The organism is Blastococcus sp. SYSU D00922, from assembly GCF_054050495.1.
In genome coordinates this window covers 248,592-270,722 of sequence record NZ_JBJGZL010000002.1, presented here as the reverse complement: position 1 = coordinate 270,722, position 22,131 = coordinate 248,592, and the positions used below count along the sequence as shown (strand labels likewise).

Genomic DNA, 22,131 nt, shown 5'->3' with positions numbered 1-22,131 from the left:
GTTGTGCTGTCCAACAGTCCCGGCTCCGATGGAGAAGCCCGTGCGCCGACTCGCCGCCTGCGTCCTCGCCGTCCTCGCGTTCCTGCTGATCGGCGCGCCGTCGCCCGCCGGTGCGCACTCGCCGATCCGGTACGTCGCGCTGGGTGACTCCTACAGCGCGGCCTCCGGCGTGCTGCCGCCCGACCCGGCAGCGCCGCCGCAGTGCCTGCGCTCGATCGCCAACTACCCGCACGTCATCGCGGCGGCGACGGGCGCGCAGCTGACCGACGTCACCTGCGGCGGGGCGGACACCGGTGACTACTTCGCCGAGCAGCACCCGGGGGTCGCCCCGCAGCTCGACGCGCTGGCGCGGGACACCCAGCTGGTCACGATGACCATCGGCGGCAACGACAGCGGGGTGTTCATCAACTCGATCGTCCAGTGCGGCGCCGCCGGGCTGTCGACGCTCGGCAAGGGCAGCCCGTGCAAGGACCGGTACGGCTCGTCGTTCGAGGACACCGTCCGCAACGTCACCTACCCGTCGCTGGTGACGGCGCTGCGCGCGGTGCGGGCCGAGGCACCCCGGGCGAAGGTGGCGATCCTCGGCTACCCGTGGATCCTGCCGCGGACCGGCGGCTGCTTCGACCGCATGCCGGTGGCCGAGGGCGACGTCCCGTACCTGCGCAGCTTGCAGGCCACCCTCAACGACGCCGTCCGGCGGGCGGCCGCCGCGACCGGCGTGACCTACGTGGACATGAACCGGGTGTCGGAGGGCCACGACGCCTGCGCGCCGATCGGCGTCCGGTGGATCGAGCCGGTGCTGCAGGGCACGAACCCGGTGGTCGTGCACCCGAACGCGCTGGGGGAGCAGGAGATGGCCGCGCAGGCGATGCGCGTGCTCCGGCTCCGCTGAGACCGCGGGGCACCGGCGCGCGGGGCGCCGGTGCCCCGCTCTGCGCTCCGCCGACGGCGCGGCGGATTCACAGCCGGCTCCCGGGACTGCTCGCAGGTCCGCCACAGGGAGCGCCCGCAACCTGATCCGGATCGGTCGCCACGGACCGACCCGGACCAAGGAGTGCACGTGCGGAAGAAGCTGATCCTCGCCACGACGGCCGGGGTGCTGACCCTCGGTGGCGGCGTGGTGTTCGCCGTCCCGGCGCTGGCGGACGACGAGACGGCGACGACGCGGGAGGACCGCATCCGCGACGCCCTGTCCGACCTCGTGGAGGACGGGTCGATCACCGCCGCGCAGGCGGACGAGGTCGCCGCGACGCTGGCCGACGTGGCCCTGGGCGGCCCCGGCGGTCACGGTGGCGGTTTCCGCTTCGGCCTCTCGGCCGCCGCGGAGGCGCTGGGCATGACCGAGGACGAGCTGCGGGAGGCGCTGCGGGCCGACGACACCTCGCTGGCCGACGTCGCCGAGGCGCAGGGGGTCGAGGTGGACGTGCTGGTGGACGCCCTGGTCGCCGAGGCGCAGCAGCGGATCGCCCAGGCGGTCGAGGACGGCCACCTCACGCAGGAGGAGGCCGACGAGCGCCTCGCCGATCTGGAGGAGCGCATCACCGAGCGCGTGAACAGCGACGACCCGGGCCCTCGCGGCCCGGGCGGACCGTTCGGCCCGGGCGGGCCCGACGGCCGGGGCGACCGCGACGCGGAGGACTGAACCGCCGTCCTCAGATGAGCAGCGGTGTCCCGATGACGATCTCGCTGTCGTCGGGGCGGAACGTCCGCCATCGCCCGTCGGGTCGTCGCTCGACGCGGAAGCCGTGGTGGACCTTCGTGTGGTGCCGTTCGCACAGGAGGGCTGAGTTCTCCAGGGACGTCTCGCCGCCGGCGATCCAGTGGACCAGGTGGTGGACGTCGCACCAGTACTTCGGGGCGCCGCAGCCGGCGAAGACGCAGGCCTCGTCGCGCAGCTCGACCGCCTTGCGCAGGTGTGGCGGGACGACCCGTCTGGTGCGGCCCACGTTCAGCGGCATCCCGTGCTCGTCGGTCACGACCGGCGTGGTCGTCCCGTCGCAGGCGAGCATGCGTGCCGTGGCCGCCGACACGAGGTCGGCGAAGCCGAGGGTGGCAGCCGCCGGCCCGGTGGCCGGGTCGAGGAGGTCCGCGGCCGGGACGGTGACGACGACGTTCGGCCTGACGGTGCGCAGGAGCGGCAGCTTCCCGGCGGCGAGCTGGTTGTCGGCCAGCTGCACCAGCGCGTCGGCGTTCTGCTGCGACCGTGTCCGCAGGTCGCCCTTGGGGCGGTCGGCCTGCACGACCGACTCCAGCGCCGTCCTCAGCTTCTCCCCGCCGACCGCGTCGAACTGGCCGCGGAGGACGACGGTCCCGTCGGCGAACGTCGACAGGGTGAGGGACCGCTCGTCGGTGGGGTCGGGTTCAGCGCCGTCCGGGTCCAACCGCGCCAGGTAGTGGTGGACGACCCGGGCCAGACCCTCGACGGACCCCTCCGCGGCGACGGCGGCGAGGGTCCGGTCGACCTCCGTGACGTCGATGCCCTGCCCGAGCGCTGCCGCAAGCCGGTCCACCTTCGCCACAGGCGCGATGACGGCGACCTGCTCCGCCGTGACGGCACCCTGGGCGAAGGCGGCCTCCACCGCCGGCAGGTGGTCGAGCGCGCGACCGTTGCGGACGACCTGGCCGGCGGCCGAGCGGCTGAGCCGCCCGTGCCCGCGCAGCCACGACTGCATGGACGCGGAGCCGTCCTCCTCCGCTGCCCGGTCGTGCTCGGCCGACCGCACCCAGCGGGCCACCTGCGCGTCGAGCCGGTTCCTCGCCTCCAGCAGTGCGCGGATGTCGTCGAGCTTCTGCCGCGGCGTCATGCCGTGGAGGTTCGCGGCGGCCAGGCCGTCGAGCGCCGACTGCAGCTCGCCCATCCCTCACCTCCAGTGCTCGAACACGTGTACGAAAGCTACTCGGCGACCAGCCGGCGCCGCGGAGCGAATCCCCAGGCGAGCCGCCTGTGCACAGATGTCGTGGTCGCGTTGACCCAGGACGTTCGAGGTGCCGCGCCGGAGACCGTCCGCCAGGCTGACCGCCAGTCCCGTCCCGACGTTCGAGGAGACCCATGCCCGAGGTCCGGATCCCCGGCGGCGCCAGCGCGCCCGAGCTGCGCGCCCACCTGGCCGTCCCGCCGGTGGGGGAGGGGCCATGGCCGGGCGTGGTCGTCGTCCACGAGGCGTTCGGGCTGAACGACGACACCCGGGACCAGGCCGACCGTCTCGCAGCCGCCGGCTACCTCGCGGTGGCTCCGGACCTGTTCACCGGCGGTGGTGCGGTCCGCTGCCTGCGGTCGACGTTCGCCACGATGCTGCGCGGGAGCGGGCCTGCCTTCGGTGACCTCGAGGCCACGCGATCGTGGCTGTCGGACCGCGCCGACTGCACCGGGCGCATCGGCGTCGTGGGCTTCTGCATGGGCGGCGGCTTCGCCCTGCTCGCCGCGACGCGCGGATTCGACGCGGCCGCGCCCAACTACGGGTTCGTGCCGCCCAAGGCCCAGGACGTCCTCGAGGGTTCCTGCCCGGTGGTGGCCAGCTACGGCCGCAAGGACCTCGCGCTCCGGGGAGCGGCCGGCCGGCTCTCCGGCGCCCTGGACGCCCTCGACGTCCCGAACGACGTCAAGGAGTACCCCGGCGCCGGGCACTCGTTCATGAACCGGCACAACAGCGGCCCGTTCGGGGTGCTGGAGCGGATCGCCGGCTTCAGCTACCACGAGCCGTCCGCCCAGGACGCCTGGGCGCGCATCCTCCGGTTCTTCGGCGAGCACCTGCAGCCGGCGCCGACCACCTGAACACGGGCGCCTCCCGGCGGCAGGATGCCCGCATGGACTTCGAGTCGGGACTGGAACCGGACCTGCAGCCGGACCTCGACCAGTTCCTCCTGGCCCGCATCGCCGAGGACAAGCGCGTCGCCACCGACGCCGCGCAGGCGACCGGGCAGGAGCGGTGGACCGAGGGCGGCGAGCACGTCAGCCGGCACGACCCCGCGCGCGTGCTCGCCGAGTGCAACGCCAAGCGTCGGCTGGTGCTCGCCTGCCGGGACGTGCGGCCGGACCGGGCGTTCCTCGGCGCCCGGCCGGAAGGGCTGGCCGACTTCCCGCTCGCGCCCGCCGACCAGCACCAGCTGGCCGCGCTCACCCTCGCGCTGCTGGCGCTGCCCTACGCCGACCACCCGGAGTACCGCCAGGAGTGGCGGCCCTGAGCCGGGTCGGCCGCCTGCCCCCCGAACAGCCGCTCCACCTCGGCGGCCCGGCGCAGGTTGACCGCCCGGCCGGCCCGCCCGGCCGCCTCGAGGTGGTCCTGCAACAGCTCCACGGCCCGCGGTGACAGCGACGTGACCGAGCCGGCGTCGATCCCGTCGACCCGCGCCGGCTCCAGGCCGTAGCGCCGCTGGAAGGAGTCCACCGCGGCCGCGTCGACCTCACCGGCCAGGACGAGCATCCGGCCGCCCGCGGTGTTGAGCAGGCGGACGAGGCCGCGGGCGGACGTCGGCGAGGTCACCCCGACAGTGTGTCGCCGTCCCCGCCGGCCCGCCGCCCGGTGTCGGACCCGTGCGCGAGACTGCAGCGGTGAACCGGGTGGTCCTCGCGCGTCGCGGCGAGGGCGGCATCGAGGCGCGGGAGTGCGCCGACGACGGCGCTCCCGTGGCCACCACCCGGCTGCCGGCCGCCGACCTCGCGGGCTTCGTCCGGGACCGGGAGCGCGAACCGGTGCGCTGGGTCTGGGACGACACGACCCGCTGGTACCCGGCGCTGCTGGAGGCCGGCGTCCGCGTCGAGCGGTGCACCGACCTGCGGCTCACACACGCCGTCCTGCGGCGGTCGCCCTTCGTGGACCAGGACCTGCTCGTCACCGGGGACACCGCGGGCTGGGACGCGCTCGCCCCGGTCACGGCCACCGAGGCGGCGCTCTTCCCGCTCGCGGACCCGGCCGACCGGCTGGACCCGTTCCTCGAGCTCGAGCGCCAGCTGGCCGCCCTCGCGGCCTCGCCCGAGCGCGGCCGCCTCGCCCTCCTGGTGGCCGCCGAGTCCTCGGGCGCCCTGGTGGCCGCCGAGATGACCCACGCAGGCCTTCCGTGGCGGGCCGACGTGCACGACCGGCTGCTCACCGACCTGCTCGGCCCGCGACCCGTCGGCGGGAGCCGCCCCGCCGTCCTCGAACGACTGGCCGCGGACGTCCGCGCGGCGCTGGGCGACCCCGCCCTGAACCCGGACTCGCCGGTCGAACTCGTCCGCTCCCTCCAGCGCGCCGGGCTCCCGGTGGTCGACACCCGTTCCTGGACGCTGGAGCAGGTCGACCACCCCGTCGTCCCGCCGCTGCTGGAGTACAAGAAGCTCTCCCGGCTGCTGCAGGCCAACGGGTGGAACTGGCTGGACACCTGGGTGCGCGACGGCCGCTTCCGGTCCCGGTTCCTGCCGGGCGGCGTGGTCACCGGCCGGTGGGCCGCCACCGGCGGGGGAGCGCTGTCGGTCCCGCTCCAGGTGCGCCCGGCCGCGATCGCCGACGACGGGTGGCGGTTCGTCGTCGCCGACGTCGCCCAGCTGGAGCCGCGGGTCCTCGCCGCGATGAGCGGGGACACCGCGATGGCCGAGGCGGCCCGGGCCAGGGACCTGTACGAGGGGATGGTCGCGAGCGGGGCGGTGGCCAGCCGGGCCGACGCGAAGGTGGGCATGCTCGGCGCGATGTACGGCGGCACCCGCGGGGAGAGCGGCCGCATGATGCCGCGGCTGACCCGCCGGTACCCCCGCGCGATCGGCCTCGTCGAGGAGGCGGCGCGGGCGGGCGAGCGCGGCGAGGTCGTGCACACGCTGCTGGGGCGGGGGTCGCCCCGGCCGGGTGCCTCGGCCGGCAACCCCGACGAGCCCGGCGAGCCGCCCGGGGCCGCCGAACCCGCCGCCGACCGGGACCGGCGCCGCCGCGCCTGGGGCCGCTTCACCCGGAACTTCGTCGTCCAGGGCACCGGCGCGGAGTGGGCGCTGTGCTGGCTGGCCGACCTGCGCAACCGGTTGTGGCGGCTGGGCGGGGAGGGCCCGATCGAGCAGCGGCCGCACCTCGTCTTCTTCCTCCACGACGAGGTCGTCGTCCACGCGCCCGAGCACCTGGCCGGCGCGGTCGCCGACGAGGTCCGGGCCGGCGCCGCCGAGGCCGGCCGGCTCCTGTTCGGCGACTTCCCGGTCGACTTCCCGCTCGACGTGGCCGTCGTGCGCTCCTGGGCGGACGCCGGCTAGCGGCCGGCGGAAACTCGGGGTGTCGTCCCGTACGTGCTGGGCACCACCTGCCCGAGAGCACCCCGTACGGGAGAGGCCCCCGTACCCGAGGGAGGACCACCGATGTCCCAGGCCGCACCGCCCCCCGACGGCGACGACACCCAACGGCCGCGCGTGGGCGCGAACCCACGACGGGGCCGGGCGGTGGTCATCGGCACCATCGTGGGCGTCATCGTGGCGATCTTCGCCGTCCTGCTCCTGGTCACCCAGTGCGGCAGCAGCGCGGACGACGTGAGCCAGGCCCCCGTCGGCACGTCCGCGGACGTCGCCGGGCCGGTGCCGGCCGGCTGACGCGTCAGGTCCCGCAGAAGGTCCGGTACGCGCCGAAGTCCTGGGGCGCCGGGGCGGCGTAGCGCTCGAGGCCGGGGCGCTCGGCGTACGGCTCGGTCACCGCGTCGAGCAGCCGGCCGAGCGGGTCCAGGTCGCCGGCGGTGGCCGCCTCGAGCGCCTCCTCGACGAGGTGGTTGCGCGGGATGTAGACCGGGTTCACCCGGTCCATCGCGTCGGCGTCGGGGCCCAGCTCCCGCCAGCGCGCCGTCCACGCGTCGAAGCCGGCGAGGTCGAGGAACAGCAGCCGGGCGGGCTCGGCGTCGCCCCGGGCGGCCGAGGCGAGCGCCCGGTAGAACGACGTGGCGTCGACGTGGTCGCGGGCCAGCAGCGACAGCAGGTCGTCGACGAGCGGACCGGCGACCGCCGGGTCGACGTCCTCCGGCAGGCCGAGCTTGGCGCGCATCCCGGCCGACCAGGTGGCGTTGTAGCGCGGCCGGAACCCGCCCAGCGCCTCCACGGCGATCGGGATCGCCTTCTCCTGGTCCTCGTCGAGCAGCGGCAGCAGCGCCTCGGCGAGCCGGGCCAGGTTCCACTCGGCGACCACCGGCTGGTTGCCGTAGGCGTAGCGGCCGCCGTGGTCGATGGAGCTGTAGACCGTGGCCGGGTCGAAGGCGTCCATGAACGCGCACGGGCCGTAGTCGATGGTCTCGCCCGAGATCGTCATGTTGTCGGTGTTCATGACCCCGTGCACGAAGCCGACGAGCATCCAGTGCGCCACCAGGTCCGCCTGCGCGGCGACGACCGCCTCGAAGAACGCCAGGTAGGGCTGCTCGGCGTCGGCGGCCGTCGGGTGGTGCCGGGCGATCGCGTGATCGGCGAGCCGGCGCAGCAGGTCGACGTCGCCGGTGGCCCGGGCGTACTGGAAGCTGCCGACCCGCAGGTGGCTGGCGGCCACGCGGGCCAGCACCGCGCCGGGGAGCAGCGTCTCCCGGTGCACGTGCCGCCCGGTCCCGACGACGGCCAGCGAGCGCGTGGTGGGGATGCCGAGGGCGTGCATCGCCTCGCTGACGACGTACTCGCGCAGCATCGGCCCGACGGCGGCCAGGCCGTCGCCGCCGCGCGCGAAGGGGGTGCGGCCCGAGCCCTTGAGGTGCAGGTCGCGACGGCTGCCGTCGGGAGCCACGAACTCCCCGAGCAGCAGCGCCCGCCCGTCCCCGAGTCGCGGGGTGTAGCCGCCGAACTGGTGGCCGGCGTACGCCTGGGCGACCGGGTGCGCACCGGGCGGGACGGCCTCGCCGACCAGGAAGCGGAGGCCCTCAGGGGTCCGCAGCTCCTCGGGGTCCAACCCGAGCTCGGCCGCCAGCGGCTCGTTGAGCGCCAGCAGCCGGGGATCGGGCGCGGCCTCGGCCTGCCAGTCGAGGGCGAGCTCCGGGAGCTCGCGGGCGAAGCTGTCGTCGAGGGTGACGCTGGGCGCCGGCGCGATGCTCACCCCGTCCAGGGTACGAGCGGCGGGCGCGCACGGCCCGTCCCCGGCGGAGACGGGCCGTGCGGTCGAGGTCAGTGCTCGCCGGCGCCGACCGGCTCCCGGTGGCGAGCCGCGGCGGCGGGCGCCGCCTTCTCGAGGGCGGCCCCCTCCACGTCGAGGACCGGCAGCCACCGCAGCCAGCGCGGCAGCCACCAGGCCCGCTCGCCCAGCAGGGCGAGCGCCGCCGGCACGAGCACCATCCGGACGACGAAGGCGTCGAACAGGATGCCCGCCGCGAGGGCGAACGCGATCGACTTGATCGTCGCCTCACCGGCCGGCACGAAGCCGGCGAACACGGAGAACATGATCAGCGCGGCCGCGACGACGACCGGGGCCGCCTGCCGGAACCCGGTGCGGATCGCGTCCAGCGGCGCCGCGCCGTGGCTGTGCGCCTCGTGCATCCGGGACACCAGGAAGATCTGGTAGTCCATCGCCAGCCCGAACAGGATGCCGATGACCAGGATCGGCGTGAGGCTGATCAGCGGCCCGGTGGTGTCCAGGTTGACCACGTCGGCGAGCCAGCCCCACTGGAACACCGCGACAGTGGCACCGAGCGAGGCGCCGATGGTCAGCACGAACCCGAGGACGCCGACCAGCGGCACGAGGATCGAGCGGAACACCAGGACGAGCAGCACCAGCGCCAGCCCGACGACCAGCAGCAGGTAGACCGGCAGCGCCTCGTCCAGGCTCTGCGCGACGTCGACGCTGACCGCGGTGGCGCCGGTGACCGAGGCGTCCACGCCGTCCAGCGTCGCCAGCTCGGCGCGCAGGTCGGCGACCAGCTGCTCGGTGGCCGGGTCGGTCGGCCCCGACCGCGGGATGACCGTCAGCAGCGCCGCGGTGTCGTCGGCGTTGGGGATCGGCGGCGTGACCAGCGCGACGTCGTCGAGCTGCGTGATCGCCGGGCTCTCGCCGGCGGCCGTCGTCGAGGCGCCGTCGCCCTCGAACAGGATGGTGATCGGCCCGTTGAAGCCCTCGCCGAAGCCGTCGGCCAGCAGCTGCTCGGCGCGGGCCTGGGTGCTGTCGGCCGGCGGGATCTGGACCAGCGTCGTCTGCATCGAGAAGAACGGGACGGCGATGGTCGCCAGGGCGGCGACGGCCAGCACCAGGGACAGCACGCGCTGCCGGGTCACGGTGGTGGCCCAGCCGACCAGGAAGCCGCGACCGCCCACCGGGACGGCGGACTCGGCGGTGGCCTCCGCGGCGGCGGCGCGCTGCTTCCTCGGCAGGGCGCGGTAGCCGAGCCAGCCGAGGACGGCGGGCACCAGGGTCAGCGCCACGAGGACGGCGACGACGATGGTCGCCGCCGCGGCGATGCCCATCTGGGTGAGGAACGGGATGCCGACGACGGACAGGCCGACGAGGGCGATGACCACGGTGAGGCCGGCGGTGACCACGGCCGAGCCGGCCGTCCCGACCGCGGTCGCGACGGCGGTGCGCACGTCGGAGCCGTGCCGGAGCTCCTGCCGGTAGCGGGTGACGATGAACAGCGTGTAGTCGATGCCGACGGCCAGGCCGAGCATCGCGGCCAGCGTCGGGGTGGTCGACGACAGGTCGATGAAGCCGGTCGCGATGGTGACGCCGAGGACGCCGATGCCCACGCCCACCAGCGCCGTCAGCAGGTTCATGCCGGCGATCGCCAGCGCGCCGTAGGTGACGGCCAGGACGACCAGCGCGATGACGACGCCGATCGCCTCCGCGGGGCCGCCGACGTGCGGCGCCTGCTGCGTGGCCTCGCCGGCGGCCTCGACGGTGAACCCGCCGTCGCGCGCGGAGTCGAGGGTGTCGAACAGCGCGTCCTGCTGCGCGGGCGTCACCTCGCCGGGAGCCGCGTCGTAGGTGAGCGTGCTGTAGGCCGTCGTCTGCTCCTGGTTCACGGAGGGCGCGGCCGGGTCCAGCGGGTCGGTCGCCGAGACGACGCCGGGGAGCCCGGAGAGCTCGGTCACGAGCTCACCCAGGGCCGCGGCGTTCTCCGGCGTGGTCAAGGTCTGGCCGTCGGGGGCCACGACGACCACCCGCGCGGTGGCGCCCTCACCGCCGCCACCGCCGAACTCCTCGCCGATGCGGTCCAGCGCGGTGGTCGACTCCTGGCCGGGGATGGAGAAGGAGCTCGTGGTCTCGCCCGACAGGGTCACCGCGCCGACGCCGCCGCCGACGAGGACGAGCAGCCAGACGAGGACCACCGGCAGGCGGTGCCGGTGCGAGAACGCACCGAGCCGGGACAGCAGAACAGCCATGGGTCAGGCCTCCACCTGATCGGGAACGGGAAGAGCGGCGCCGGGGCCCAGGTCACGGGGCGTGTGGTGGCCGAGCGCGTCGAAGCAGGTGGCGACGATGTAGGGCCGCCACGCGGTCGTCTGCTCCTGGGCGTGAGCAGTGAGGGTGAGCACCGCCAGCGCGGTCAGCGCGCCGACGACGCGGATGGCGCGCTCGGTGGCCGGCGCCTCCGGGTCGACGTCGAAGGCCAGCAGCGCGGCGGCGCCGGCGGCGTCCAGCTCGGCGACCCCCGGCTCCTGCTCGCCCTGGGTCAGCGGCGCGAGGAGCATCGCCACGAGGCCGGGGTGCGCGAGCGCCACGTCGACGAGGAACTCGAGGACGTGCCGGTCACGTGCCGGCCCCGCGGGCAGGTCGCCCACCTGGTCCAGCACCCGGCGCCCGAGGGCCTCGGCCTGGCCCAGCACCGCCTGGTGCAGCGCGTCCTTGCTGGGGAAGTGGTGCAGCAGACCGGCCTTGGACAGCCCGACGGCGTCGGCGAGGTCCTGCACGGAGGTCTTGGCGAAGCCGCGTCGTGCGAACAGCGCGGCCGCCGAGTCGAGGATGCTGTCGTCGATCTGGTCGCGGAACGGTCGGGCCACGCGACCACCGTACGGCCGACCGACCGAAATGGTAGGTCGACCGACCGAAGTGGTCGGTAACCTTGCTCACACGGTCAGCGGGCGAGGAACGCGAGCACCCGCTCGGTGAGGAGCCTCGTGGCCGCCGGGTCGTAGGTCGGCAGCGAGCTGTCGGCGAAGTAGTGCTGGTCGCCCGGGTAGAGGAACAGCTCCGCGTCGTCGGCCTCCTCGACCAGCGCCCGCGCGGCGTCGACGTCGCCCTCGCCCACGAAGATCGGGTCGGCGTCCATCCCGTGGACCTGCACCGGCACGCCGTCGGGCCAGCCGCCGAACTCCGACGACGGGACGCACGAGTAGAAGAGCAGCGCGCCCCGCGCGCCGGCCCGCGTCTGGGCCAGCCGCTGCGCCGGGAGGACGCCCAGCGAGAAGCCGGCGTAGACCAGCTCGGCGGGCAGCCCCTCCACCGCGCGGACGCCGCGCTCCATCGCCTCGCCGAAGCCGAGCTCCTGGACGTGCGCCATCCCGGCCTCCAGCGTGGGGAACGTGCGCCCCTCGAACAGGTCGGGCACGTGCACCGTGTGCCCGGCCGCGCGGAGCTCCTCGGCGAAGGCCTCGATCCCGGGCGTGAGCCCCTGGGCGTGGTGGAACAGCACGACCTCGGCCATGGACGGCCTCCTCCCCGGTGGACTGGTACCGCGCACTCTAGGGACGGGGTCCGACGTCCGCGTACTGCTCGCCGAGCAGCCGGCGCAGCGCGGCGAGGTCCGGGGGCGGGCTCCCGGGTCACCCGTGCGGGCGGGCGACGTGCCGGGTGCGGCGGGGACCGGCACGATGACCGTCCCCGACCCGGACGGAGCAGACCCGTGCACCTGCGCAACGGCGGCCACGGCTACGGCGCCGTCACCAAGCTCCTCCACTGGCTGACCGTCGCGGCGATCGCGGCCCAGTTCGGCGTGGGCTGGGCGATGGACCTCGACGACCCGACCGACCGGGCCGACGACCGGCTCGACGCCGAGGCGGAACGGCTCGAAGAGGAGGCCGAGGGGCGCGGCGAGGCCGCCGAGGAGCAGGCCGAGGCGGAGATCGAGCGGCGTGAGGACGCGCTCGACGCCCGGGAGGACGACGCCGCCGGGGACGTCTTCTCCGACGTGGTGACCGGCGATGCCTTCCGCGACGGGCTCTCGCTCCCCGAGCTGCACGTGGTCCTGGGCCTGTCGATCATGCTGCTCGGGGCGGTCCGCATCCTCTGGCGGCGCACCACCCCGCTGCCGCCGTGGGCGGAGCACCTGACCGCGGGGGAGCGGCGCCTGGAGGGCGGCCTCGAGAAGGTGCTGCTGGGCTCGCTGCTCGTCGTCCCCGCGACCGGCCTCCTGCTCGTGGCCGCCGGCGACGACTGGCTGCCGGTGCACGTCACCGCGCAGCTGGTGTTCCTCGCCGCGATCGCCGGCCACGTCGGTCTGGTGCTGCGGCACACGGTGGTGCGCCGGAACCGGCACCTCGCGCGCATGCTCTGACCCCTTGCCCCGGAGGCCGCGAGGCGCGACGCTCGGGGGCGCCGAACGGAGCCCCCGGTCCGGCGAGGTGTGCCCGCGGGCACGGCGACCAGGCGGCGGAGGATGGACCCTGTCGAGGCCGAGCAGCCGGGCGACGTCCGGACCGGCACGCGGTGGCTGCTCGTCGCGTTCACCGTGCTCACGCTGCTCGCCGTCCTCCAGCTCCTGCTGCTGGCCGACGTCGCCGACCGGTACTGGGCCTGGACCATCCGCACGGAGCTGACCGCCGCCTTCCTGGGCGCCGCCTACGGCGGCGGCTTCGTGCTCTCGGTCGTCGCGCTCCGCCAGCGCGAGTGGAACCGGATCCGGCTGCCGGTGATCACCGTCGCCGCCTTCACCTGGCTGACGGCGGTCGCGACCCTGATCCACCTGCACCGGCTGCACCTCGTGGACGGCGGGCCGGTCGCCCGGGTCGTGGCCTGGGTGTGGCTGGCCGTCTACCTCGTCGTCCCGGTCGCCTGCCTGCTCGTGGTGCTGGCGCAGGAGCGCCGGCGGGTGCGGGTGCCCGCGCTGCGGCCCATGTCGGACGGGCTGACCGTGGCGCTGGCCGTCGAGGGCGCGATGTTCTTCGCGGCCGGCGTCCTGCTGTTCGCCGGCGGGATGACGGTGCACCACGACGAGCCACGCAGCGCGGCGGCGTTCTGGCCGTGGGAGCTGACCCCGCTCAGCGCCCAGGTGATCGGGGCCTGGCTGATCGCGCTCGGCGTCGCCGCCGCGCTGGCGCTGGTCCAGGGGGACGTGGGCCGGCAGCTGGTGGCGGCGACGACCTACACGGCGTTCGGCGTCTTCGAGTTCGTCGCGGTGGCCTGGTACTGGCCGCAGCTCAACCGGCACGACGCGTGGCTGTGGGTCTACCTCACCTTCCTCGCCGCCGTGGTGCTGACCGGAGCGCTCGGTGTCCGGGCGGCCCGGCGCGGTGCTGCCGGCGGTGCCGACGCCGCACCGGCACCCACCCCGCGGACGACGACGACCGCGGGAGGCCGGCCGGCGGCCTGATCCGCGGCGCATCCGGCCGGAGCTCCGGGACCTCCTGACTGCGAGGCGCCGGCTCGGGACCGGCGCCGTCGCGGATCGGGGTCCCCGGTGGACGGCATCTGGGCGTTCGTGGCCATGGCGGTGCTGCTCTCGGTCTCGCCGGGACCGGACGACGTCCTCGTCCTGCGGGCGTCGCTGCGCGGCGGCGCCCGGCTCGGGCTGGCCACCACGGCCGGGGTCGCGGTGGGCACGCTCGCCTGGGGCGTCGCCACGGCGCTGGGCCTCGCCGCGGTGGTCGGGCGGTCCGCGCCCCTCTACGAGGCGCTGAGCCTGGCCGGGGCCGGTTACCTCGTCCTGCTGGGCGTCGTGCCGCTGGTCGCCGAGCTGCGCGGACGGGCCGCACCCGGGCCTGCGCCGTCCGGCCGCTCCCGGGGAGGAGCCGGGCGCGCGTTCTCCGTCGGTCTCGCCAGCGACCTGCTCGGCCCGAAGATCGGCCTGTTCTACCTCGCCGTCGTCCCGCAGTTCGTCCCCGACGGCGCCTCGACGCTGCAGTGCTCGCTGCTGCTCTGCGCCGTCGACGTGACCGTCGCGGTGGTCTGGCTGGCCGGGCTGTCCTGGCTGGCCCACGCCGCCGTCGCCTGGCTCCGGCGCCCGGCCGTCGTCCGCTGGACCCAGCGCGCCGTCAGCGCGTCGCTGATCGGGATCGGCGCCGCGTCCGCCGTCGGGATGTGACCGCTGTCAGGTCCCTCGGCGCCGCCGCCCTGTTCCCGATCGCGGCGCCATCGCCACGGCCGGAGCGCTGGCCGTCCTCCCTATCCGCTCGGACCGCTGAGCTGGTAGAACGCCCGCGCGGGCGACCGGGGAAATTCTTCGGGCGAGCTGTCGATCCGGGCCTCCGGCACGTGTCGTAGGGATGTGGGCCCGAATCCGCGGGCCGCGGACCCGAGGGGACGAGATGACGAAGTACCTGATCCTGATCTACGAGGACGAGGCGTCCTACGCCACGGCGACGCCGGAGGTCATGGGCGAGGTGATGCAGGCGCACGACGAGTTCTCGGCCGGTGTCGAGAAGCTCGGCGCCACGCTGCTGGGCGGTGAGGCGCTCGAGCCGACACCCACCGCCACGAGCGTGCGGGGCGGGTCGGAGGTGACCGACGGGCCGTTCGTCGAGACCAAGGAGGCCCTGGGCGGCTACTACGTGATCGACGCCCCGGACCTCGACACCGCGCTCGCCGTCGCCCGGACCACCCCGGCCCGTTTCGGCGGCGTCGAGGTCCGCCCGGTGATGACGTTCGACTGAGCGGGCGGACGACCTGGGGATGACGGTCGCGGACAGCTCCGCCGTCGCCGCCGCGGTCGCCGACGCGCACCGTCGCGAGTGGGCCTTCGTGCTCGCCGCGACGGTGCGCGTCACCCGCGACCTCGACGAGGCCGAGGAGTGCGTGCAGGACGCCTTCGCCACGGCGCTCGGCGACTGGCGCGCCCACGGGATCCCCGCCCGGCCGGGCGCGTGGCTCACCACCGCGGCCAGGCGGCGGGCGCTCAACGTCGTCCGCCACCGCGGCGTGGAGCACCGGTACCTCCCGTTGCTGGTCGAGGACGACGAGGTGCCCGGCCCCGACGACCTGGTGGCCGACGCCGACGAGGCGCCGATCCCCGACGACCGGCTGCGGCTGGTCGTGACCTGCTGCCACCCCGCCCTGGACCGGCCGGCGCAGGTGGCGCTCACCCTGCGGCTGATGTGCGGCCTGTCCACCGCCGAGGTCGCCCGGGCGTTCCTCGTCAGCGAGCCCACCATGGCGGCGCGGATCACGCGGGCGAAGAAGAAGATCGCCGTCGCGCGCATCCCGTACCGGGTGCCGCCCGCGGCGGAGCTGCCGGAGCGGGTGGACGCCGTCCTCTCGGTCGTGCACCTGCTCTTCACCACCGGGCACACCACGCCGGCCGGCAGCGAGCTGGTCCGGCGAGACCTCGTCGAGCGGTCGGTGGAGCTGGCGAGGATGCTGCGCCGCCTCCTGCCGCAGGACCCCGCCGTCGCGGGGCTGCTCGCGCTCCTCCTGCTCACCGACGCCCGCCGCGAGACCCGCACCGACGGCGACGGCCGGCTCCTCCTGCTGGAGGAGCAGGACCGCTCGCGCTGGGACCGGGCGGCCATCCGCGAGGGCGTGGCCCTCGTCCAGGAGGCGCTGCGGCACCGGCCGCCCTCGCGGTACGCCCTGCAGGCGGCCATCGCGGCGGTCCACGCGGAGTCACCGACGTGGGACGACACCGACTGGCGCGAGATCGCCGCCCTGTACGAGCTGCTGGGCAGGCTCTGGCCGTCCCCGGTGGTGGCGCTCAACCGGGCCGTGGCCGTCGGGTTCGCCCGCGGCGCGGCGGCGGGGCTGGCCGCCCTGGACGAACTGGCCGGCGAGCCGCAGCTCGCCGGGTACGGCTACCTGCCGGCCGCCCGCGCCGACTTCCTCCGGCGGCTGGGCCGGGTCGACGAGGCGCGGCTGGCCTACGAGGAGGCCCTGCTGCTCACCGCCAACGCGGTGGAACGGGACTTCCTCGCCGGCCGGCTGCGCGCGCTGGGGACCTGACCGGGGCGCTCAGGCGGGTACCGGCGCCTTCGTGCGGAGCTCCAGCAGCGCGTTGAGGAACGCCTCGTTGAAGGTCGGGAACGGCTGGATGACGTCCTCGAGCACCGCCAGGGGCACGCGGGCGCGGATGGCGACGGTGGCCTGCTGCAGCCACTCGCCGGCCTCGGGCCCCAGGGCGTAGGCGCCGGTGAGCCGCTGGCCGTCGGAGACGAGGGTGAGGAAGCCCGGCTCGGTGTCGTAGCTGCGGGTGTAGGTGGCGGTGCGCGCGACCGCCGACAGCTGCACGGTGACGGTCACCGGCCCGTCGCCGTCCCCGACCGCCGCGGCCTGCGGATCGGTGAAGGAGACGCGCGGGACGGCGGAGTAGTCCACCGTGCGCGGCCGGCCGAGGATGTTCGACGCCACCACGCGGCCCTGGTACTTGCCGACGTGCGTGAGCAGGTAGGGGGTCGAGACGTCGCCGACCGCCCACAGGCCCTCGCGGACGTTCATGCGGGCGTCGACGCGCAGCTCCTCGATCCCGACGGTCTCCAGGCCGATGTCGTGCACGCGGGGCCGCCGGCCGGTGGCGACGAGGAGCTTGTCGCCGCGCAGGCTCGTCCCGTCCGGGAAGTCGAGCACGTACTCGTCGCCCTCGCGCCGTGCCGCCGCCACCATCTGCCCGAAGTGCAGCCCGACGCCGTCGGCGGCCAGCGCCGTGCCCAGCGCCTCGCCCAGCGGCCGGGGCTCGCGGGGGAGGAGGTGGTCCATGCCCTCGACGATCGACGCCCCGCCGCCCAGCCGCGTGACGGCCTGCGCGATCTCCACGCCGACCGCCCCGCCGCCCAGGACCAGCAGGTGGCGGGGTACCTCCGTCATGCTCGTCGCCTCCCGGCTGCCCCAGACCCCGGGCAGCTCGCGCAGCCCCGGGACCGGCGGGACGAAGGGGTCGGAGCCGTTGGCCAGCACCACATGGGTGGCCGTGTAGACCGTGTCGTCGACCCGCACCCGGCCGCGGCCGGCCAGCCGGCCGTGCCCGCGGATGACGTCGATGCCCGCGCCCTGGGCCCACGCGGCCGCGCCGGAGTCGTCGTAGGAGGACACCATGAAGTCGCGCCAGGCCAGGGCGGCGGCCACGTCGACCGGTCCGGTCACCGCCTGCGCCGCTCCCGGGGCCCGGCGCGCGGCGGCCACCGCCTCGCCGGGACGCAGCAGCGTCTTCGACGGGATGCACGCCCAGTAGGAGCACTCGCCGCCCAGCCGCTCCCGCTCGACGATCGCCACACGGAGCCCGCCCTCCGCCAGCCGGGCGGCGCAGTGCTCGCCGGGGGCGCCGCCGCCCAGGACGATGACGTCGTAGTCCATGGCTTCTCTCCTGTCCGTGCCGGTCGGGGGCACCGACCGTCGCGCCCGCCGCGTGGAGGTCGCGCCCGTGGAAGTCCCTGGTGTCGGCGCCGGCCGCCGGCGGCCCCCGGGACCAGGGTGTCCGACGGGCGCGAGGCATCCGGAGCGTCGGCGAGGCTGGTGCCCTCACCTGCCCGAGGAGCCGTCGTGAGCCCGACCACCCGCACGACCCGGCGGGGCTGACAGTGTTCGGCCGGCTGCACATGCCCGAGCTCAGCGGCGCCACCGCCTGGCTCGGCTCGGAGCCGCTCACGCCCGCGGGCCTCCGCGGCAGCGTGGTGCTGGTCAACTTCTGGACGCTGACCTGCATCAACTGGCTGCGCCAGGAGCCGTGGGTCCGGGCCTGGTCCCAGGCCTACCGGGACGACGGCCTGGTCGTCCTGGGCGTGCACACCCCGGAGTTCTCCTTCGAGCACGACGTCGACGCGGTGCGGGCCGCCATGGAAGAGCGCGGCATCGACTACCCGGTGGCGGTCGACGACGGCTACGCGATCTGGAACGCCTTCACCAACCACTACTGGCCGGCGCTCTACTTCGTCGACCGGGACGGGCTGATCCGGGACAGCCACTTCGGCGAGGGCCGCTACGCGGAGTCCGAGCGCGTGCTCCAGCGGTTGCTCGGCGTCCGGCGGGAGCCGTTGCGGGTGGAGGGGACCGGGGTGGAGGCGGAGGCCGACTGGGCGCACCTGCGGACGGCCGAGACCTACCTCGGCTACCTCCGCGGCGAGGGCCCCGCGTCGCCCGGAGGCGGCGTCCCGGACGTCGCACACGAGTACCGGCTCCCCGCCGGGCTGCGCCCCGGCCAGTGGGCGCTCGACGGGACGTGGACCGCCGGCCCCGAGTGCGTCGTGCTCGCCGAGGCCGGCGGCAGCCTCGCCTACCGCTTCTCGGCCCGCGACGCGCACCTCGTGCTGTCCCGCGCGGGGACCGGGGAGATCCCGTTCCGGGTGCTCCTCGACGGGGAGGCGCCCGGTCCCGACCACGGCGTCGACGTCGGCGAGGACGGCGCCGGCGTGCTCGGCCGCGGCCGGATGTACCAGCTCGTGCGCCAGCACGACGGCGTGCGCGACCGCACGCTCGAGATCTCGTTCCTGGCGCCGGGCGCGGAGGCGTACTGCCTCACGTTCGGCTGAGCAGGGACGGCAGGACCCGGGAAGCCGCTCCCGGTCGCAGTGCTCGTCGTCCGCGAGCCGTTCCACGGGGAGGACGCCTCGTGGCCACCCCAGGAGAGAACGGCCCTCAGGAGGCAGCAGATGTCCGTACCCACCCAGCCCACCACGTCCACGCCCGTCGCCGGTGCCGTACCGGCCCAGCGCACGGAGGACGACCGCACCGCCGTCCGGCCGTTCGAGGTCCACGTGGCGGACGAGTCCCTGCTCGAGCTGCGCCGCCGTCTGGCCGGCGCGCGGCTGCCCGGCCGCGAGCTCGTCGACGACCGCTCGCAGGGCGTGCAGCTGTCGACCGTGCGGGAGCTCGTCCGGTACTGGCTGGCCGACCACGACTGGCGGCGCTGCGAGGCCCGGCTCAACGCGCTGCCGCAGTTCGTCACCGAGATCGACGGCGTGGACATCCACTTCCTCCACGTGCGGTCGCCGCACGCGGACGCGATGCCGCTGATCATGACGCACGGCTGGCCCGGCTCGGTCGTCGAGTTGCTGGAGGCCGTGGGCCCGCTCACCGACCCCACCGCGCACGGCGGATCGGCCGAGGACGCGTTCCACCTGGTGCTCCCGTCCCTGCCCGGCTACGGCTTCTCCGGAGAACCGGCCGAGCTCGGCTGGAACGCCGGTCGCGTGGCGGTCGCGTGGGCCGAGCTGATGCGCCGCCTCGGGTACACCCGCTACGTCGCGCAGGGCGGCGACGTGGGCGCCGCGGTCACCGACCTCATGGGGCGGCAGGCGCCCGAGGGACTGCTCGGCATCCACCTCAACCTGCTGGTCACCGTGCTGGGCGGTCCGCCGTCGGCGGACACGGAGGAGGAGCGGGCGGCCGTGGCGGCGCTGACCACCTTCACGCAGACCGGCTTCGGCTACTTCCTCGAGATGGCCACCCGGCCGCAGACCATCGCCTACGCGCTGCACGACTCACCGGTGGCCCTGGCCGCCTGGATGTGCGACCACGACACGGACAGCTACTACAAGATCGCGCGTGCCTTCGTGGACGGGGAGCCCGCGGGAAACCTCACCCGCGACCACATCCTCGACAACATCACGCTGTACTGGCTGACCGGCACCGGCGCCTCGGCGGCCAGGTCGTACTGGGAGGACCAGCTCGCCCGCGCGGAGGCGGCAGCGGCGGGCACGCCGCCGGACGTGCGGGTGCCCGTCGGCTTCACGACGTTCCCCGGAGAGTTGTGGCGGACGCCGCGCACCTGGGCCGAGGCGGCGTACCCGACGCTGACCTACTTCCACGAGGTCGACCGCGGCGGGCACTTCGCGGCCTGGGAGGAGCCGGAGCTGTTCGCCGCCGAGCTGCGCGAGGCGTTCCGGCCGCTGCGCGCCTGACGCCGCGAGCGCGGCGGTCACACGAGCTGCTGCCCGCCGTCCACGTCGAAGGTCGCGCCGGTGAGGGCGGTGTTGACCATGAGGTGGACGGCGAGCGCGGCCACGTCGTCGGGCTGGACGACGCGGCGCACCGGCAACGTCGCCCGCAGCTCGGCCCGGCGCGCGTCCAGGTCCTCGCCGAGCAACCGCGCCGACAGCGGCGTGTCCACGAAGCCGGCGGCGATCAGGTTGACGCGCACCGGGGCGACCTCCAGCGCGAGGTTGGCGACCAGCGCCGGCATGGCCGCGGTCAGCGCCCCGATGAGGGCGAGCCCGGGCCCGCGGCGACGGCCCCCGGTCCCGCCCATGAACAGCAGCGTCCCGCCGGGGCGCACGCGGCCGACGGCGGCGCGGGCCACCCGCATCGGCAGCCAGAGGTGCTCGTCGACGTCCCGCTGGCCGCGGGCGAAGTCGAAGTCGGCCAGCGGCGCGTAGTAGGGCCCGCCGCCGGTGACCAGGACGTGGTCGACCGGGCGGGGGAGGTCCTGGAAGAACCGGTCCAGCGCGGCCGGGTCGGTGGCGTCGAACGCCGACGTCGCCAGCGGTGCCAGCTCCGCGGCCGCCTCCCGCAGGCGACCGGGGTCCCGGGCGGTGAGGACGACGTCGGCGCCCGCGTCGCGCGCCAGCCGGGCCGTGGCCAGGCCGATGCCGGCGCTGCCGCCGATGAGGACGACGGTCTGCCCGTCGAGCGCCGGACCGCGGTGGAGCGGCCGCTCCTGCTGCGCGGTCACCGGCGTTCCGTTCCCGCGCCCACCGGGAGGGCGCAGCTGTGGAGCAGCGGCTGGGGCGGCATCGGCGGCGCGGCCGTGGGCCGGTCCGAGACGAAGAGCGCGGTGACAGCGGCCGCGGCGAGGGCGAGACCGACCATGACCAGCATCGCCGGGCGGAAGCCGTCGGCGAGCGCCGGGCCCAGCTCGCCGTCGCCGACGCCCACCAGGACCGGCACCAGCGCCACCATGAGCAGCCCCCCGATCCGCGCGGCCGCGTCGTTGACCGCCGACGCCTCGCCGAGGTCGTCGTCGCTCACCGCGGCCAGCACCGACGCCGTCAGCGGGGACACGGTGAGCGCCAGCCCGAGCCCCCAGAGCAGCGCACCGGGCAGGAGCGCCTGCGCGTAGGAGTCCCCGGGGTCGGTCGTCGACAGCACGAGGAAGGAGGCGGCGAGCAGCAGGATCCCGGCGACCATGAGCCGTCGCGGCCCGATCCGGCCCACAAGCCCGCCGACGACGGGGGAGAGGACCAGGAAGACGGCGGCCTGGGGGATCAGCACCGCACCGGCTTCGGCCGCGCTGTAGCCCAGCTGCAGCTGGACGTGCAGCACGACGAGGTACCCGGCGGCGGCGAGCCCGCCGTAGAGCAGCAGCGTCGCGGTGTTGATGGCGTCGAACTGGCGGGAGCGGAACAGCGAGAGGCGCAGCATCGGGTGGCGCACGCGGCGCTCGACGGGGACGAGCGCGGCCAGGCAGACGAGCCCGCCGAGGCCGGTGACCAATACCCGCGCGCTGGCCCAGCCCGCCTGCGGCCCGGCCATCAGGGCGTACACGACCCCGCCGAGGCCGGCCACGGCGAGCACGGCCCCGGCGACGTCCAGCGAGAGCGGACGGCGGGGCTCGGCGACCTCGGGCACGTGCAGGAGCACCCAGAGGGTCGCGGCGACGAGCGGGACGTTGAGCAGGAACAGGTAGCGCCACGAGGTGGTGTCCACCAGCCAGCCGCCGGCGTACGGGCCCAAGGTCATGCCGAGCGTCGCGAGGCCGGCCCACACGCCGATGCCGCGTGCGCGGTCCTCCGGCGCCAGCGTCCCGTTCAGCAACGCCAGCGAGCTGGGCACCACCAGCGCGGCCCCCGCCCCCTGGACGACGCGGGCGGCGACCAGCGTGCCGATGCTCGGGGCGAGGGCGCACAGGACGGAGGCGACCACCATGACCAGCAGCCCGGCCTCGAGCACCCGGCGCCGGCCGAAGTGGTCGATGAGGGCGCCGGCGGGCAGGAGCAGCGCCGCGGCGGTGAGCAGGTAGCCGGCGACCACCCACTGGACGCCGGCGACCCCGGCGTCCAGGTCGTCGGTGATGGCGGGCACCGCGACGTTGACGACGGCCCCGCCGAGGAACGCGATGGCCGAGGCCAGCACCGTGGCGCCGATCAGCGCGGCGCCGGCCCGGCTCCGCAGGGCCACGAGGGCGTGCGGGTCACCCGTGTCCCGGGGCCCGCGGGACACC

At 75.5% G+C, this 22,131-nt stretch carries 22 protein-coding genes; 13 read left to right on the top strand and 9 right to left on the bottom strand.

Annotation, left to right across the window (positions count from 1 at the left end):
• Positions 1 to 40 precede the first annotated feature (40 nt).
• A complete protein-coding gene (locus ACI78T_RS03965; protein WP_456556772.1) occupies positions 41 to 892 on the top strand; it encodes an SGNH/GDSL hydrolase family protein in 852 nt (283 codons plus the stop codon).
• A gap of 168 nt (positions 893 to 1,060) precedes the next feature.
• Positions 1,061 to 1,642, top strand: a complete 582-nt coding sequence (locus ACI78T_RS03960) for a hypothetical protein (protein ID WP_456556771.1) — start codon at positions 1,061 to 1,063, stop codon at positions 1,640 to 1,642.
• 10 nt (positions 1,643 to 1,652) lie between these two features.
• Here ACI78T_RS03960 and ACI78T_RS03955 read toward each other — a convergent pair whose 3' ends face one another.
• The gene (locus ACI78T_RS03955) at positions 1,653 to 2,858 is read right to left on the bottom strand and encodes a DUF222 domain-containing protein (RefSeq protein WP_456556770.1); all 1,206 of its coding nucleotides are present in this window, start codon (positions 2,856 to 2,858) and stop codon (positions 1,653 to 1,655) included.
• A 191-nt stretch (positions 2,859 to 3,049) separates the two neighbouring features.
• Here ACI78T_RS03955 and ACI78T_RS03950 point away from each other — a divergent pair, with 191 nt between their 5' ends.
• Positions 3,050 to 3,772 (top strand): dienelactone hydrolase family protein, encoded by a 723-nt coding sequence (locus ACI78T_RS03950; protein WP_456556769.1) that lies wholly within the window; start codon positions 3,050 to 3,052, stop codon positions 3,770 to 3,772.
• A 32-nt stretch (positions 3,773 to 3,804) separates the two neighbouring features.
• Positions 3,805 to 4,182, top strand: a complete 378-nt coding sequence (locus tag ACI78T_RS03945) for a DUF6221 family protein (RefSeq protein WP_456556768.1) — start codon at positions 3,805 to 3,807, stop codon at positions 4,180 to 4,182.
• Here the strand turns inward: ACI78T_RS03945 and ACI78T_RS03940 are convergent.
• Positions 4,140 to 4,481: a hypothetical protein gene (locus tag ACI78T_RS03940; protein WP_456556767.1), complete on the bottom strand. Its 342-nt coding sequence runs from the start codon at positions 4,479 to 4,481 to the stop codon at positions 4,140 to 4,142. The two genes, ACI78T_RS03945 and ACI78T_RS03940, sit on opposite strands and share 43 nt — an antisense overlap.
• A 68-nt stretch (positions 4,482 to 4,549) precedes the next feature.
• Between ACI78T_RS03940 and ACI78T_RS03935 the strand changes: the two genes are divergently transcribed.
• Both ACI78T_RS03935 and ACI78T_RS03930 read left to right on the top strand, forming a co-directional pair.
• The gene (locus tag ACI78T_RS03935; RefSeq protein ID WP_456556766.1) at positions 4,550 to 6,208 is read left to right on the top strand and encodes a bifunctional 3'-5' exonuclease/DNA polymerase; all 1,659 of its coding nucleotides are present in this window, start codon (positions 4,550 to 4,552) and stop codon (positions 6,206 to 6,208) included.
• A 102-nt stretch (positions 6,209 to 6,310) separates the two neighbouring features.
• Positions 6,311 to 6,538, top strand: coding sequence for a hypothetical protein (locus ACI78T_RS03930; protein WP_456556765.1), 228 nt, complete (start codon positions 6,311 to 6,313; stop codon positions 6,536 to 6,538).
• Between the two features lie 4 nt (positions 6,539 to 6,542).
• On the opposite strand, the gene ACI78T_RS03925 is transcribed toward ACI78T_RS03930, so the two are convergent.
• The 4 genes from ACI78T_RS03925 to ACI78T_RS03910 all read right to left on the bottom strand — a co-directional run bounded on the left by ACI78T_RS03925 (position 6,543) and on the right by ACI78T_RS03910 (position 11,541).
• Positions 6,543 to 8,006, bottom strand: coding sequence for a protein adenylyltransferase SelO (locus ACI78T_RS03925; RefSeq protein WP_456556764.1), 1,464 nt, complete (start codon positions 8,004 to 8,006; stop codon positions 6,543 to 6,545).
• Between the two features lie 68 nt (positions 8,007 to 8,074).
• Positions 8,075 to 10,279 (bottom strand): MMPL family transporter, encoded by a 2,205-nt coding sequence (locus ACI78T_RS03920; protein ID WP_456556763.1) that lies wholly within the window; start codon positions 10,277 to 10,279, stop codon positions 8,075 to 8,077.
• 3 nt (positions 10,280 to 10,282) lie between these two features.
• Positions 10,283 to 10,897 (bottom strand): TetR/AcrR family transcriptional regulator, encoded by a 615-nt coding sequence (locus ACI78T_RS03915; RefSeq protein WP_456556762.1) that lies wholly within the window; start codon positions 10,895 to 10,897, stop codon positions 10,283 to 10,285.
• A gap of 74 nt (positions 10,898 to 10,971) precedes the next feature.
• Positions 10,972 to 11,541: a dienelactone hydrolase family protein gene (locus tag ACI78T_RS03910; RefSeq protein ID WP_456556761.1), complete on the bottom strand. Its 570-nt coding sequence runs from the start codon at positions 11,539 to 11,541 to the stop codon at positions 10,972 to 10,974.
• Between the two features lie 198 nt (positions 11,542 to 11,739).
• On the opposite strand from ACI78T_RS03910, the gene ACI78T_RS03905 reads away from it, so the two are divergent.
• The 5 genes from ACI78T_RS03905 (at position 11,740) to ACI78T_RS03885 (ending at position 15,986) form a co-directional block, all read left to right on the top strand.
• Positions 11,740 to 12,390 carry a cytochrome b gene (locus ACI78T_RS03905; RefSeq protein WP_456556760.1) on the top strand — a complete coding sequence of 217 codons (651 nt, stop codon included), beginning with the start codon at positions 11,740 to 11,742 and terminating at the stop codon, positions 12,388 to 12,390.
• A gap of 102 nt (positions 12,391 to 12,492) precedes the next feature.
• Complete coding sequence (locus tag ACI78T_RS03900; RefSeq protein WP_456556759.1) at positions 12,493 to 13,425, top strand: hypothetical protein; 933 nt, start codon at positions 12,493 to 12,495, stop codon at positions 13,423 to 13,425.
• A gap of 87 nt (positions 13,426 to 13,512) precedes the next feature.
• Positions 13,513 to 14,136, top strand: coding sequence for a LysE family translocator (locus tag ACI78T_RS03895; RefSeq protein WP_456556758.1), 624 nt, complete (start codon positions 13,513 to 13,515; stop codon positions 14,134 to 14,136).
• Between the two features lie 223 nt (positions 14,137 to 14,359).
• Complete coding sequence (locus tag ACI78T_RS03890) at positions 14,360 to 14,704, top strand: YciI family protein (protein WP_456556757.1); 345 nt, start codon at positions 14,360 to 14,362, stop codon at positions 14,702 to 14,704.
• 19 nt (positions 14,705 to 14,723) lie between these two features.
• The gene (locus tag ACI78T_RS03885) at positions 14,724 to 15,986 is read left to right on the top strand and encodes an RNA polymerase sigma factor (RefSeq protein WP_456556756.1); all 1,263 of its coding nucleotides are present in this window, start codon (positions 14,724 to 14,726) and stop codon (positions 15,984 to 15,986) included.
• A 9-nt stretch (positions 15,987 to 15,995) separates the two neighbouring features.
• Here the strand turns inward: ACI78T_RS03885 and ACI78T_RS03880 are convergent, their stop codons facing one another.
• Positions 15,996 to 17,330: a dihydrolipoyl dehydrogenase family protein gene (locus tag ACI78T_RS03880; RefSeq protein WP_456556755.1), complete on the bottom strand. Its 1,335-nt coding sequence runs from the start codon at positions 17,328 to 17,330 to the stop codon at positions 15,996 to 15,998.
• Between the two features lie 242 nt (positions 17,331 to 17,572).
• Between ACI78T_RS03880 and ACI78T_RS03875 the strand changes: the two genes are divergently transcribed.
• Both ACI78T_RS03875 and ACI78T_RS03870 read left to right on the top strand, forming a co-directional pair.
• Positions 17,573 to 18,502, top strand: coding sequence for a redoxin domain-containing protein (locus ACI78T_RS03875; protein ID WP_456556754.1), 930 nt, complete (start codon positions 17,573 to 17,575; stop codon positions 18,500 to 18,502).
• Between the two features lie 120 nt (positions 18,503 to 18,622).
• Positions 18,623 to 19,873 carry an epoxide hydrolase family protein gene (locus ACI78T_RS03870; RefSeq protein WP_456556753.1) on the top strand — a complete coding sequence of 417 codons (1,251 nt, stop codon included), beginning with the start codon at positions 18,623 to 18,625 and terminating at the stop codon, positions 19,871 to 19,873.
• A gap of 17 nt (positions 19,874 to 19,890) precedes the next feature.
• Here the strand turns inward: ACI78T_RS03870 and ACI78T_RS03865 are convergent, their stop codons facing one another.
• Both ACI78T_RS03865 and ACI78T_RS03860 read right to left on the bottom strand, forming a co-directional pair.
• Entirely contained in the window at positions 19,891 to 20,643 is a 753-nt protein-coding gene (locus ACI78T_RS03865) for an SDR family oxidoreductase (protein WP_456556752.1), read from the bottom strand.
• On the bottom strand, positions 20,640 to 22,088 hold the full coding sequence (locus ACI78T_RS03860; RefSeq protein ID WP_456556751.1) for a DHA2 family efflux MFS transporter permease subunit: 1,449 nt from the start codon (positions 22,086 to 22,088) through the stop codon (positions 20,640 to 20,642). The genes ACI78T_RS03865 and ACI78T_RS03860 overlap by 4 nt, the downstream gene beginning before the upstream one ends.
• Positions 22,089 to 22,131 lie beyond the last annotated feature (43 nt).

Bases quoted from the DNA above. Each gene is read 5' to 3' on its own strand.
- ACI78T_RS03955 (WP_456556770.1), bottom strand. From the start codon at position 2,858: ATGGGCGAGCTGCAGTCGGCGCTCGACGGCCTGGCCGCCGCGAACCTC.
- ACI78T_RS03950 (WP_456556769.1), top strand. From the start codon at position 3,050: ATGCCCGAGGTCCGGATCCCCGGCGGCGCCAGCGCGCCCGAGCTGCGC.
- ACI78T_RS03945 (WP_456556768.1), top strand. From the start codon at position 3,805: ATGGACTTCGAGTCGGGACTGGAACCGGACCTGCAGCCGGACCTCGAC.
- ACI78T_RS03930 (WP_456556765.1), top strand. From the start codon at position 6,311: ATGTCCCAGGCCGCACCGCCCCCCGACGGCGACGACACCCAACGGCCG.
- ACI78T_RS03920 (WP_456556763.1), bottom strand. From the start codon at position 10,279: ATGGCTGTTCTGCTGTCCCGGCTCGGTGCGTTCTCGCACCGGCACCGC.
- ACI78T_RS03910 (WP_456556761.1), bottom strand. From the start codon at position 11,541: ATGGCCGAGGTCGTGCTGTTCCACCACGCCCAGGGGCTCACGCCCGGG.
- ACI78T_RS03900 (WP_456556759.1), top strand. From the start codon at position 12,493: ATGGACCCTGTCGAGGCCGAGCAGCCGGGCGACGTCCGGACCGGCACG.
- ACI78T_RS03890 (WP_456556757.1), top strand. From the start codon at position 14,360: ATGACGAAGTACCTGATCCTGATCTACGAGGACGAGGCGTCCTACGCC.
- ACI78T_RS03885 (WP_456556756.1), top strand. From the start codon at position 14,724: ATGACGGTCGCGGACAGCTCCGCCGTCGCCGCCGCGGTCGCCGACGCG.
- ACI78T_RS03880 (WP_456556755.1), bottom strand. From the start codon at position 17,330: ATGGACTACGACGTCATCGTCCTGGGCGGCGGCGCCCCCGGCGAGCAC.
- ACI78T_RS03875 (WP_456556754.1), top strand. From the start codon at position 17,573: ATGCCCGAGCTCAGCGGCGCCACCGCCTGGCTCGGCTCGGAGCCGCTC.
- ACI78T_RS03870 (WP_456556753.1), top strand. From the start codon at position 18,623: ATGTCCGTACCCACCCAGCCCACCACGTCCACGCCCGTCGCCGGTGCC.